This is a genomic window from Acidianus infernus (assembly GCF_009729545.1).
Taxonomy (GTDB): domain Archaea; phylum Thermoproteota; class Thermoprotei_A; order Sulfolobales; family Sulfolobaceae; genus Acidianus; species Acidianus infernus.
Map to the genome: position 1 here is coordinate 359,725 of NZ_WFIY01000004.1, position 13,638 is coordinate 373,362.

Sequence of the window (13,638 nt, forward strand, 5' to 3'; positions counted from 1 at the left end):
ATATTTCCTTTTTTGTATAGTAGGATATAAATTTTATAAACATGTTTGAGTTCTGTTAAGAAAAATATTTTAACCACGTTTAGTGTTACTCATGTGTATGAGCTTAGTTCAAGCGCTTGTGGCTTTTGGATTACCTTCAATTCTCACTTTAGCATTAGGTTACGGAGGTTACAAAATAATTTCGCTAATGGTTCCTCATAATCCTACTCCGGTCAAAATAAGTAGATTTGAAGCTGGGAATATACCATATGGAGAAGGTAGACTTTGGTTCCCTCTACAATACTATGGATATCTTCTAATGTATGTTACTATAGAACCAATTCTAATTTTACTTTTTGCGATAGCATCAGTGCCTTTGCTGGGTAATTTTATTCTATTCAGAAACTTAATGATAATTATCGGCTCGTTTATAGTATTAATTTATCCAGTAATGTATTATTCAATAACTCAAATTAATATGATACAAAACTGGGAGTTGAGACAATGAGTCAGACCACTGTTCAAAAGCCTATAGATAAAATACTAGCAGAATTAAAGGCAAAAGGAATAATAGCCAAAGCCGAATCTGAGAGTAGGGGCTCATTAGATGTTACAAAGGATAAGATTATAGAAGTAGCTAAAATTATGAAAGAAATAGGATTCGATCACGTAATAGCAGTAACTGGGATAGATTTTCCTGAACAACAGAAAATTCAGATAGTCTATCACGTTTCTTCATATTCGGTAGAAGATTTACAAAAAATAATATTTGCAATTAAGACTTATGTAGATTATAAGGATCCTTCTTTACCTAGCTTAACTCAAATTTGGGGCAGCGCGTGGACGGGAGAAAGAGAAACTTATGAAATGTTAGGAGTAAGATTTGAAGGTCACCCACAACTATCTAGATTATTCCTTCCAGAAGACTTTGAAGGAGTTTATCCATTAAGAAAAGATTTTAAAATAAAATTGGAGGGACTATTCGTTGACAAGCCTGGATAATTATGGAATGGAAGTAGAAGTAGTTCCAGTTCAAGGAGAACTTAACGTAGGTCCTCAGCACCCAGGATCTGGACACATGAGGATACTTGTTAAACTTAACGGTGATATAGTAGAAGATTGCGAACTAGACGTAGGTTATGTTCATAGGGCTGTGGAAAAACTAGGAGAAAATAGGAATTACATGCATTTGATTCCTTTAGTAGAAAGGCCAGCAATTTTGGATTCAATACACATGAATATGGGTTACATAATGGCGGTAGAGAAAATACTTAACGTTGATGTACCGGAGAGAGCCTTATATTTGAGGAGCTTTGCTGCAGAAGTTAATAGAATAGCCAGCCATCTTTACGGTTTAGGGATTCTAGGAATATTTCTTGGTCACTCAACTGCTTTTATGTGGGGCTTCGGAGATAGAGAAGTTTGGCTTCAAATACTTGAAGCATTAACTGGTGCCAGAGTTACTAATTCCTATATAATCCCTGGAGGAGTAAGAAGAGATCTAACACCTAGTATTATAGAAATGACTAAGAAAGCGATTAATTATATGAGAAAGAAGATAAAAGATTGGGAAAAGATTTTCCTAAAGAATCCAACTATCATGGATAGATTACAAAATGTTGGAGTAATGACTAGAGAGCAAGCAATAGAATGGGGTGCAGTAGGGCCTAATCTTAGGGCATCTGGAGTTAATTTTGATGTTAGAAAAGCTGAACCTTATGCAGCATATTCTAAGTTGGATTTTGAAATTCCAGTGTATAAAGAAGGAGACGGATACGCAAGAACTTTAGTTAGATTTGAGGAAATGGAACAAAGTATGAGAATTTTAGAACAAATAATAAAGGACATACCAGAAGGACCAATATTGGCTGATAGGTTCTTAAAACAAATCCCACCAATTAGAATGAAGAAGTGGGTTCAAGGACAAGGAAGGATAGTTTTACCAGGTTATTACGCTTCATTTAGACCACCTAGGGGAGAAGCTGCTGCCAGAGTTGAGGCATCTAGAGGAGAACTTTTCTATTATGTAGTAAGTGATGGATCTCCTAAACCTTATAGGTTAAGGATGATAACTCCATCCTATAGGGCAATTTATGTATTCAAAAACTTATGTAAAGGTGCTAGATACGCTGATATTGTATCAATATATGGAAGTTTAGATTACTTCCCACCAGAGGCTGATAGGTAATGATAGGCAACTTGATATCTTTAATTAGATTTTATTTCTTTTATCCGTCATTTTTTGTTGTAATTATATTTCCTGGTTTATTATTTACTGGGATTCTTTTATTGACAACGATATGGTTTGAGAGAAAAGCTGCAGCGAGAGTTCAAATGCGAATAGGTCCTTATTACGCTTCAAAGAGATTAGGCGGATATTTGCAATTAATAGCTGATGCACTGAAGTTCGTTTTTTCCGAAGTTATAATACCTTCAGGAGTTAATGAGACATTATTCACAATAGCTCCGGTTCTATTGCTTTTAGTTTCGATTTTACCTTTTGCAGCAATTCCAGTATCAGTAATTCCTCAAAGTGGGTCTGTATTTTCAATCTACTATCACGATTTCTACGATCCAAATATTGGTTATGGAGTTCTTGCCGGCATTTTCACTTGTTACAACTTATTACTTATCTTAGCTTTAGAGTCGATATATCCTATTTTTGTAGTATTCTTAGCTTGGGTTACTAATAACAGGTTTGCAATAGTAGGGGCTGTGAGAGAAACTTTCTTATCAGTTAGTTATGACGCCCTGATTCTAATAGCAACTTTATCTATGGCCATTGAATATCATACCTTAGACTTAGCAGTTATAGTACAGAAAGGAATTCCAGGAGCAATAGTAAATCCTATAGCGGCTTTCATTTTCATTGTAGGAATGCTAATAGGCAGTTCAAGGTTTCCTTTTGATATTGTAGAGGCAGAAACTGAGCTGGTTATAGGTCCTTATACTGAGTACTCTGGATTCTTATTCGTATTAACCATGGCAGGATCTTATGTTGGTAATTTTATATATTCCCTAGTTTTTGCTGACCTATTTTTAGGTGGTTGGTATCCATTTAGCGGACTACCTGGAGCAGCGTTTTTGACTTTCAAAGCAGTATTACTCCTATTCTTTTCAGTATTTTTAAGGGGAGTATATGGTAGATATAGGATAGATCAAGCTCTTAGGGGTAGTTGGAAATACTTATTTCCTCTATCCCTAATTTCATTAATTACGGGTACATTGGTGGGTTACTTATGGCTGTAAAAGAATATAAAAAGGAAAATCCGTTTAGGTTATTTGCCGACCATTTACAATCAATAGGTACTGGAATCAAATACATGGTAAAACCTCAGAGGATTACACTAAAATATCCTGAAGAATCGTTAACTCTTCCTGCTGGATATCGTGGCATAATAAGGCTATATAAGGACATATGTATAGGCTGCACGTTATGTGCAATGATTTGTCCAGCAGATGCTATGAAGATGATGACATATCAAGGCAAAAAACTACCTACAATAAATTACGGTAGATGTGTATTTTGCGGTTTCTGTGTAGACATATGTCCAGTTGATGCCTTAAAAGAGACTGGAGTTCACGATGTTGCTTTCTCAAATAGGAGGGATTTAATATTTGATCCAGAAAAATTCAATAAAAACTTTGATAACCCTCCTGAGGATAAGGTAGTTAAAAAAGTTAGAGCAGTTATAGATGAAGAGAAGGGTATAAAATATGTTCCAGAGTCTTAATCTTTGTTTAATTTTATTCTTATTTTTCTCTATAATATCGATTTCTTCTGCAATATTCATAGTTAGTTCAAAGAATCTCTTTTACGCCGCAATATCCTTAGCTTTCCTAGGAGTTAGTATAGCAGTACTTATAGCACTTATTTCATTCCAGTATTCCTTATATTCGGTCTTTCATCTTTTATTATACGTCGGTGCAACGGTAGTTTTCTTATCAATATCTTTAGTTATGTTTAAAGGATTGGAAGTTAGGCAAATAAATACGGCCTGGGCACAAGTTGTGGCAGGAGTCTCTGCTGTGCTTATATTTATAGCAGTAGTTCTTTCATTATCTGGGGTTCAAGTAAGTCAAGTAGGAGAAATTAATCTTCAGACACTTTCCTCAATAATTTTAGAGAAGTACTGGTTCCCTGCAGTAGTTCTAGTGGTTGGACTATTAACTACATTAATAGAAGCAATAACTCTTGCTAGGAGGGATTAGAAATGATTTTAGGAGAGTTTGGCGTATCTTTATCAATTACTTTAATAGGAATAGGTATTTACGGTTTAATTAATAGTAGAAATGTAATTAGAATTCTTTTATCATCTGAGATAATTTTAAATTCAACTATTCTCCTTGTTTTCTCTATTTCCAGTTTATTTGGTAAAGTATATTCTCCTATTATTTTCTCAATTTTTGCAATAAGTATGGCTCTCATAGAAGTAGTAGTGGCTTTTGCTTCGATAATTCTATATTATAGAAATAAAGGATCTCTTGAGGTGGATTAAAAATGATATCTATATTAATTCTAATCATATCTCTCGCTCTCTCTTCCCTAGTATTTTTTATTAAAGAGAAAAAGAGCGCTTTTATTCTTTCAATTATTGCGATAGGTATAAATTCATTCTTCCTATTAAGGAGAGGCCTTTTTGAGAATTTCTTTGTTGGTACTGATATAGGTTACTTCGGCCTCACTGTTAACGATCTGAATTACTCCTTCCTCGTAGTAATTTTGGCAGTAACTATTGTGACTACAGTATATTCATTAAGGTATATGGAGGAAAAAATAGGAGAAGGAAGTTGGGGTCTATATTACGGTCTATATTCATTATTTGCAGTATCCATGCTTTATATATCAATTTCAACTAATCTACTAGAAATTTACGTGTTTCTAGAAATCTCATTAGTAACTTCTTTCCTCCTAATTCTGCTTTACGGTTATGGTGATAGAAGAAGAATTAGCTTAATGTATTTTATTTGGACCCACATTGGAACAATATTATTGCTTGCTTCTATCATAATAATTGGATTAGAATTTCACACAATGGACATTTATTCTTCTTACGGGGTAATTAATGTATTATCGTCAATACCCTTTGCAGAATTAGTTCTCCTCTTAGGAGTTATAGGAATGTTAGTAAAATCAGCACAAGCAGGATTTAATATTTGGTTACCTTACGCCCATGGTGAAGCCCCAACTCCGATATCAGTGTTATTAAGCCCCAATTTAGTGGGATTAGGAGTTTATGTAATAATAATTTACTTCTATTTATTCCCGACTTTCTCTTATTTAGCGCCAATATTTATAGGTTGGGCAGTTATTACGATGATTTACGGAGGAATTAACGCCTTGGCTCAAAAGGACTTTAAGAGGTTTTTAGCCTACTCTACGGTTTCGCAGATGGGTTACATGTTATTAGGCTCGTCAACTGCATACATACTAGGTTTGGGGCAAAACGTTAATCAATTGCCTATAGGAATACTGTCTGCAGTGCTTATTTATGCATCTCACGGATTTGGGAAAGCGATATTATTCATGAGTGCTGGAGCTTCGATTACTGAGTTAAATACTAGAAATATAGAAGAGCTTGGAGGGCTTTATCTATCGTCTCCACTTCATACTACCTTATCTTTCATAGGACTTTTAAATATCCTAGGATTACCACCAACTATAGGATTTTTGAGTGAAGTATTATTATTACTTGCGGTAGGTCAACTAATTCATGTTTCGTCACCACTTTTATTTATATTGTTAGTAATTGGAGTGACAATAGGCGTAGGTTTATCCAGCGGGTATTCTGCTTATTTATTCAAGAAAGTCTATGCTGGGAAAAAGGAGATAAAGGATATTGACAAAATAGCCGAGTATTCTATTCCAATGCTTTTGCTAGCAGTGATAAGTGGAGTTTTCTTCTTCTATCCATCATTACTTTCCATTTCTTTCAATAACTTTATTCAAACCTTGCCTTCCTCGGCTCACATTTGCCTATTCCTAATTGTTATTCTTCCTGCACTCGGCTCTCTAATTTCGCTAATTTCAGGTAAACTTAACCAAGACGTTAAAGGCGCAATAGTCTCAACTCTAATAGGACTTTCCATGATTCTTTCAATTTACAACTTAATTTATACAGTTATTACACCTCACCCAAACTTCTTTGTTCCTGCCTATACATTTACAGCTTTTGAGTACTTCCAGTTTAGCTCTTCTTTACTCCAAGCAATTTTGGCGGTATTTGTATCTACCTTATCTTTCTTTATAGCGATTTATAGCATAGGCTACATGAAGGAAGACAAGGTACTTAGGAGATATTGGGGATTCTTCGGCTTCTTCATTTCATCAATGCTTTCAGTAGTTTTGGGTGATAATATATTAGTATTCTTAGCTGGTTGGGAAGGAACATCCTTAGCGTCTTATGGGCTAATAAGCTATTGGTTAGACGATAATGAAAGAAATGTAGTAGGTGACTTTAAGAGATTCGTACTAGGAATAGAATATCTATCTAGACCTACTACTAGTGGAATAAGGGCATTAGTATTTACAAGAATAGCAGATATTGGAATGATAACGGTATTAGGATATTTACTTTTCCTAACGTCTCAATCTACCCTTAGCGGAATTACTGTTATATATCCGGTACTTCATTCTTCAATTCAAGGTTTATTCTCAGAGCTTCCATCTCTTCTTATCTTGCCATATTCTGTAATATTTCTTATTTTATTATATTTAGGTGGACTATCAAAAAGCGCTCAGTTTCCATTTACTCAATGGCTGGTTACAGCAATGACTGGTCCTACTCCAGTTAGTGCACTGATACACGCCGCAACCATGGTAAATTTAGGGGCAATATTTACATTTTTGACTTATCCTTTCCTCATACAAGGATATTCCACATCTCTGGAAATATTCTTAGAAATAATTGTAGGAATAAATATATTCACTGCAATATTTACTTCACTTAATGCGTTAGTTTCGAAAGAGCAAAAGGTTATATTAGCTAATTCAACTGCTGACCAAATTAGCTTAATGATATTTTCTTCATCTCTCGGTGGGTTATTGGCTATTCAGCTTCATAATTTCGCTTTAGTTTATGCAGGAATTTCAATAGGCTTAATACAGATGATTGCTCACGGAATATATAAGGCTACGCTGTTCATGAATGCAGGTTCTGTAATTCATTATATCGAAAGCAGATACATAGGAGAGTATCCAAATCTGTACAAGAAACTTAAATTAGTATTTGTACTACAACTTTTTGCTGCTCTAAACCTGGCCAACGTACCACTTTTCATAGGATTTTGGGCTCACTCATTCATTTCATATTTAACTTCATACAATTCTTACATTGATATGATTTATATAGTATTAGAGTTTGCTGGCGCCATCTATATTATAAGGTATATAGCTAGGTTATTTATGTACGGCTCTGGAGAGAAGGAGGCTGAGGGTCATATATCGCCTATAATGTATGTTTCTCCCGCAATTCTCGTGATCTCGTCTATAATACTCTCAATAGAAATATTTCCCTTTGTATCGTTTATAGGGAAAGGTTTTTCAGTGCCGTCAAATGTTTTCATATATAATAACATTGATTTCATAGTTTCATTAGTTGGAATAGCCATAGCTTTTATAATTTATACTGGCGGAATGTTCAACAATAAATTCCTATCTCCAATTATAAACTTCTTCTATTATGGATGGTACATTTATCCAATAATGGATATTGCAGGAATATTATCTTTGAAAGTAAGTTCTGGTATATTTAACTACGTAGAAACCAAAGGAATAGATAATTCTCTCAATTATAAACTTCCAAACGGAATAATTAACTATGGTGGTCGGCTATTTAATATACTTCAAAAGGGGCTTTTAAGAGATTATTTAGGTTATTATGTGGGTGGTATTATATTATTAATTGTTATAGTAATTATTTTGATGTTAGGTGATTAAAAATGTTAACTCAGGATTTGCCAATAATAATTTTATCTATAATGTTACTTTTTTCTGCTATAGCGGTTTTATTTATAAAAGAATTTAGAAAAGCATTTTACTTAACGCTAAGTGTAAATATTATAGGGATAATAATTTTATCATTTTTCTGGATAATAGGATTCGTAGGTTATACAATATTCTCGTGTACACTATATCTGGATAATGTAGGTTACCTTTTCTCAATAATAGTGTTAATAGGGACTACTGTCGTCGTACTGGGAGGTAAATCGCACATTGAGAGTTGGAGTACTAGGTCTTCAATGTTATCTTTACTTTTGCTTACTGGACTAGGATTAGTTTACATGGCTTTTGCTTATAACATTTTGATTATATTAGGAGCTTGGGGTATATCTTCTGCAGCATCTTATGCAATTACTATGCTCAGAAAGGATTACAAGTCAGTTGATGCTGGAATCAAATATTTAATCATGGGATTAATATCTTCGTCATTTATGATATTTGGTTTTGCATTATATTTCCTTTCAGTTAATACTTTCTCTCTAAACTATTCTACAATAAAATATCCTTACCTTTTCATGCTTGGTATCTCGTTGCTTTCTATTGCCTTCTTCTTTAAATTAGGGGCTTTTCCATTCCAAGGTTGGCTTCCAGAAGTTTATATAAATGCTGATAGAATTTCTGTATCATTTATATCAAGTGTGGGAAAATTGTTAGGAATTATTCCCCTTTTAAGGATTATATCATTAGGCGATCCTACACAGAACATTATAACGTTTTTCGTTGTATTATTTTCTATCATGGCTATACTTAGTATGTTTGTAGGAAACATCATAGCGTTTTCAAGGAGAGACTTGCCTTCCATATTAGCCTTCAGTAGCATAGCACAAATGGGCTTTATTCTAATAGGATTTGTTGCCCTTAAGGTAAATACTCAAATAGCCGAAGCAGGGTTAATAACTCAAAGCTTAGCTTACGTTATAGCACAAGCAGGTCTCTTCAATTTTGTTAACTATATAGAGAAAGTTTCCGGAACTGCTAGGTTCGAGGGATTAAGAGGTCTAGCGAAATCAGATAGAGGTTTAGCTACTTCAGTCTCAATCCTGGTTTTAAGTTTGTTAGGAATTCCTCCAATTATAGGTTTCTGGGGAAAATTATTCCTATTTGAATCTGTTTACTTATATCCGTGGTTGATAATTATAGCGGTCTTAAATAGCGCAATATCTGCAGGATATTATATTCCAGTAATTAGGGAAATGTTTAGGGAAGGAGAGTTGAGTTTTGTAGAAAGCGAAGAGAGAGACAGTGTTATATTTTCTGCCATACTAAGCATAGGTATTGGTATAATATCTCCCCTAATCTTGGTGATAGTATGATAAGAGTTGGTCTTGTAGGAGTAGGAAATGTTGCGTCTGCATTAGTTCAGTCAATAGAAATGGCTAAACAAGGTATAGAAATTCCAGGAATTCTTGACTTACCTATAAGAGCTGATGAAATAGAAATAGTTACTGCTTTTGATGTAGATAAAAGAAAGGTTGGAAAGAAATTATCAGAGGCCATTTTTTCAAAGCCTAATGTAGTTCAAAAGTATGTAGATGTTAAAAACGATGTTGAAGTATTAAGAGGTCCCACTTTAGATGGTATAGATGAACAACTGTCTAAAGTTATTGAAGAATCAGAAGAGAAACCCGTGAATGTTAAAGAAGTATTAAAGGAAAACAATGTAGACGTTGTAATCAATTTATTACCGGCTGGAGCAGATAAGGCTAGCTTATTTTATGCTGAGGAGAGCCTCTCCGCTAATTCCTCATTTATTAATGCAACTCCTTCTAATGTAACAGAGAGAATAGGGGATAAGTATAAGGAAGCAAAGATACCAATTTTTGGAGACGATTTACTTAGTCAAATAGGTGGCACAATCTTTCATTCCGGTATAATTGAATTTTTGCAGAAAAGGGGAGTAAAAATTTTAAGATCTTACCAAATTGACATAGCTGGAAATACAGAAACTTTTGCGACTTTAGAGGATTGGAAGAAAGATCTTAAAAAGAAGATAAAATCTTCTTTTATCTCACAAAGATCAGATAATGCTGAAATAGTTGCAGGTACTTCAGATTATGTAGAGTTTCTAGGAGATAGAAGAGTAAGTTACATGGTTATAGAAGGAGAATATGCGATGGGCGCAAAAGTTAGGGTCGACATCTCGTTAAAGACTTACGACGCACCTAACGCGGTACAACCATTAATTGATCTTATAAGACTAGCTAAAATCCTTAAGGACAATAACATAGGAGGAGTAATTCCTGAAGTTTGCGGTTATTATTTTAAGAATTCTCCAGTTAGATATAAGTCTATAGACGAGGCAAAAGCTCACTTTGAAGATTTTCTAAAGAAAATAATAAAATAATAAATCAGTCCTCACACGGTGGCATCACTGTTCAGACCGGGGTTCAGTCATCACTACAACTAACTAGTTCTAAAGATAATTATTTCTTACTACTACATTTTCTCCCTTATCTTAATGAGAATCAATTGTCTAAACTATAGATTAAAAAGAAGATGTTAGAACCAAGGCTTATATAGTATAAAAACAATATAACTTAATAAAAAGAAAAGATTTTACATTAGAGGTAGTGTTAATACCCAAGGAACTGGTCTTACGAATGTTAAGTTGATTACTATACCCTTTCCTATTAATATTGGATCGTGTAGTACATAACCATAAGTGCCAGACTTTGTTAATCCCCAAGTCCACATGTTGGCTCCGCAAGATGGTGTCATAATTACTGTTATAAACGGTTTAGATGCTACATAGTGGAATGATACGCAGTTATTTATTGCATAAGCGAATACTAGGAACGGTACTTGTCCTGGTTCTGGAGCAGTTACGTTTTGCGGTGCATAGAATACTACAGAGAAGTTGAACGTTGTTAGAGTAGTTCCACTAGGTGTAGTTATAGTAGTTCCAGGCTGTATAACTACTAATATATTTCCGGCCACTACTACACCGCCAGTTATTCCGTTTACCTCATAAGTATAGTCTGCTATTGGAGATAATCCAAATACTTGCTTTGGTGTAACGCTTACTGGAGTTGGAGGCATTCCAACTGGTTCGCAAGAGCTTTCGAAGATCCATAATACTGGCTTAAAGAACTGGTTATTCACTATTACTCCATTTCCATATATCCAATGGTCTGCAAACTTGTAACTTCCTCCTATGTATGCTGTACCATTAAACGTTCCGCCAAACCACGTCCATGATGTCCAAGTATCTGGTGCATAAACTATTGTTATTGCAGGATCTGGAGATCCACTGGCATTTACTAATGCATACTTAGGAGATATTTGACCGTTTATAGCAAATGCGAATGCGTATGTAGGTGTTAAGTTGAAGAAGTCTTGGGCTGGAGGCATTACTGCTTGTAAGCTGAAGGTGATTAAAGAGAAGTTATATATGCTTACCATACTTCCATTAGGTAACATTGCATAAGTTCCAGGCTTTATGACAGTGACTATGTTGCCTTCTTGTAATATTGCTCCTTGAGAAGCGTTTACAGTTACTGTATCTTCACCAATTACCTTGAATAATGGCATATTTAGATTATAGTATAAGGTATCTTGTAATATTGGAATCATTTTTGCGTTAAATATCTGTTTTTCTATCTGCCAGGATGCTGTAGTCGAGTTATATTGTAAGTATGTAACTAAATTAACGTGAATATCATAGATGTTGGGGAACCCTGGTTCTCCCTGGTTTACGAAACCTATGAATGGCGTAACATTTGCAACTACTACTGCCATTGTTCCAGATGGAGATAATTGAACACTTACGCTAGGTGGTACAGCAGTTCCATTAGGTAATAAGTTCTGTGAATACTCTGCAACAAATATGAAGTAGCTATCCCATGTGAAGAAGAAACTCTCTATTTTTGATATTCCAGTATAATTACCTGGTGTGAAAACTGGGGGTAACTGTCCAGTAACTTCTAAAACAGCATTTGGCGCAAAATTCTGTGCGATAGTTGTAGGATTAAACTCTCCACCAAGACCGTTTATCTCTGATAATACTTCGCTTAATACTACATTAGATTCTAATGTGTGTTGAGATGGATATCCAGCTATAACTGCAGAAGGTGGTAACTCATTACCTATCCATGTAAGTGAAGTTATTTCCATCTTTCCATTAATCTCTTGGACTATGATTGTGTTAGATGCGTTAAATACTTGTAAATATATAGGATCATTGGTAGGCGCTACGAAGAACTGAACCACGTCCGTAACTTCATAGGTATTATGCGAAATTTGAGTTATTGTTGGTAATGCTGTAGTATAGAAGTATACAGTCTCATAAGTTGAGAAGAAGTCTGCTAGCCACGTATTATTGAATGATTCTAAATTGTATGTTCCTGGGAATGGTACTCCTTCTATTTTTGCAGTAAAGTTTTGAGCTAAATAAGGTAATACATCATTAGGATTCTCTATTGATATTCCATCATATAACTCTAAAACTGCGTCTAATGCTGCTCCTTCTGCATTTTGATTATATAAGCTCTTATACATCATATAAAGCTTTGAATAGTTTTCTGCTTCTTTCATATATGTACTTTCATTTTGTTGAGCTTTCTGTAGTTGAGCTACTAGCGAAGAATAGGAGGAGTTAAGAGAGGCATATGAGCTACTGAGCGAAGAATAGGATGAAGATAGAGAAGAATAGCTGCTTGATGTTGAAGAATATTCATAAAAACCAATTGCTGCTACTATTAATAGTATAACGATTACTCCTACTAGGGCTACAACTTTTCCTTCCATTTTTGTTCAGCAAAAAAGCGTTGTGAGTATTAAAAAGGATTTACCCAAATTTGCGTGTGATATAAATAATAAGGAAAAATAGCGTATTTTGTAATTATTATTGTGTTACCTATCTTTAATGTTATATATAATTGTCAGGCAATATTTATAATACATTATAACATTAAAATAACATAATAACTAAAACATCTAGGTTATCTTCATATCTATGAATTTCAAAATAAAAAATACAAAAAGGAAAGAGATATTGTTAAATATAGATGAGGTAGAAGAGGATAAGTCAAGAGATCGAATAAAACAAAGAAAATAAAATTAAGGATTTGGAAAATGTATAGAGTAATCCTTGAGTTATTAATGTTAGGTGCTAAAAATTTTACGAAATTTCAAAAAGATATTGGAAATGTAAATCCAGATAAGATATTTGTTGAGCATAATTTTAGTAACTTTTTTTTAAAAAAATGAATTAATATAAATGTTTTCGTATACTCCTTAACTGTTGCTAAGGACTTTGAGCCTATTGGCTTTTAAGATAGAAGATAAGTACACTTCAGTACTTATGTTTTTATAATTTAGATTATATGGAGGAAAATTATAAATTAATCCTTAAGAGATTATGAATACATAAAGATGATAATTGAGATATTTAACATTAGCTATAGAATACTTGGAAAATTCTAAATTGAAAGATACTTTATAAATATAAGTTAACCATTGAAGGCATTGTTAGCATCACTTCTACAATTAATGAAGACTCAGAAGATTACCAAATTTTTCTCATATGTTGCCTACGAGTATATTAATGGAGATAAGCTCTCAAGTAATGAAATTATCACGGACCCGCCGGGATTCGAACCCGGGATCACAGGCTCCGAAGGCCTGCGCTTTGTCCTGGCTAAGCTACGGGTCCTTGA

Annotated in this window: 11 protein-coding genes and 1 tRNA gene; 10 read left to right on the forward strand and 2 right to left on the reverse strand. The window is 34.1% G+C overall.

What is annotated here, in order from left to right; translation table 11 throughout:
- Positions 1-97: 97 nt before the first annotated feature.
- From D1867_RS02200 to D1867_RS02245, 10 genes are read left to right on the forward strand one after another with little or no spacing between them, the layout of a single operon-like run.
- Positions 98-487 carry an NADH dehydrogenase subunit 3 gene (locus D1867_RS02200; RefSeq protein WP_155862621.1) on the forward strand — a complete coding sequence of 130 codons (390 nt, stop codon included), beginning with the start codon at positions 98-100 and terminating at the stop codon, positions 485-487.
- On the forward strand, positions 484-981 hold the full coding sequence (locus D1867_RS02205) for an NADH-quinone oxidoreductase subunit C (protein ID WP_155862622.1): 498 nt from the start codon (positions 484-486) through the stop codon (positions 979-981). The genes D1867_RS02200 and D1867_RS02205 overlap by 4 nt, the downstream gene beginning before the upstream one ends.
- Before the next feature lie 7 nt (positions 982-988).
- Positions 989-2,167 carry an NADH-quinone oxidoreductase subunit D gene (locus tag D1867_RS02210; protein WP_155864366.1) on the forward strand — a complete coding sequence of 393 codons (1,179 nt, stop codon included), beginning with the start codon at positions 989-991 and terminating at the stop codon, positions 2,165-2,167.
- Complete coding sequence (gene nuoH / locus D1867_RS02215) at positions 2,167-3,228, forward strand: NADH-quinone oxidoreductase subunit NuoH (protein WP_155862623.1); 1,062 nt, start codon at positions 2,167-2,169, stop codon at positions 3,226-3,228. The genes D1867_RS02210 and nuoH overlap by 1 nt, the downstream gene beginning before the upstream one ends.
- Positions 3,219-3,713 carry an NADH-quinone oxidoreductase subunit NuoI gene (gene nuoI / locus D1867_RS02220; protein ID WP_155862624.1) on the forward strand — a complete coding sequence of 165 codons (495 nt, stop codon included), beginning with the start codon at positions 3,219-3,221 and terminating at the stop codon, positions 3,711-3,713. The genes nuoH and nuoI overlap by 10 nt, the downstream gene beginning before the upstream one ends.
- On the forward strand, positions 3,697-4,191 hold the full coding sequence (locus D1867_RS02225; RefSeq protein ID WP_155862625.1) for an NADH-quinone oxidoreductase subunit J family protein: 495 nt from the start codon (positions 3,697-3,699) through the stop codon (positions 4,189-4,191). Before nuoI ends, D1867_RS02225 begins: the two co-directional genes overlap by 17 nt.
- A 2-nt stretch (positions 4,192-4,193) precedes the next feature.
- The gene (gene nuoK, locus D1867_RS02230; protein WP_155862626.1) at positions 4,194-4,478 is read left to right on the forward strand and encodes an NADH-quinone oxidoreductase subunit NuoK; all 285 of its coding nucleotides are present in this window, start codon (positions 4,194-4,196) and stop codon (positions 4,476-4,478) included.
- 2 nt (positions 4,479-4,480) lie between these two features.
- Positions 4,481-7,918: a proton-conducting transporter transmembrane domain-containing protein gene (locus D1867_RS02235; RefSeq protein WP_155862627.1), complete on the forward strand. Its 3,438-nt coding sequence runs from the start codon at positions 4,481-4,483 to the stop codon at positions 7,916-7,918.
- Positions 7,919-7,920: 2 nt separating this feature from the next.
- Positions 7,921-9,294, forward strand: coding sequence for an NADH-quinone oxidoreductase subunit NuoN (nuoN, locus tag D1867_RS02240; protein WP_155862628.1), 1,374 nt, complete (start codon positions 7,921-7,923; stop codon positions 9,292-9,294).
- Complete coding sequence (locus D1867_RS02245) at positions 9,291-10,325, forward strand: inositol-3-phosphate synthase (protein WP_155862629.1); 1,035 nt, start codon at positions 9,291-9,293, stop codon at positions 10,323-10,325. The genes nuoN and D1867_RS02245 overlap by 4 nt, the downstream gene beginning before the upstream one ends.
- A 212-nt stretch (positions 10,326-10,537) precedes the next feature.
- On the opposite strand, the gene D1867_RS02250 is transcribed toward D1867_RS02245, so the two are convergent.
- A complete protein-coding gene (locus D1867_RS02250; RefSeq protein ID WP_155862630.1) occupies positions 10,538-12,727 on the reverse strand; it encodes a hypothetical protein in 2,190 nt (729 codons plus the stop codon).
- Between the two features lie 832 nt (positions 12,728-13,559).
- Positions 13,560-13,634: transfer RNA gene (locus tag D1867_RS02255), tRNA-Arg, on the reverse strand.
- Between the last annotated feature and the right edge of the window lie 4 nt (positions 13,635-13,638).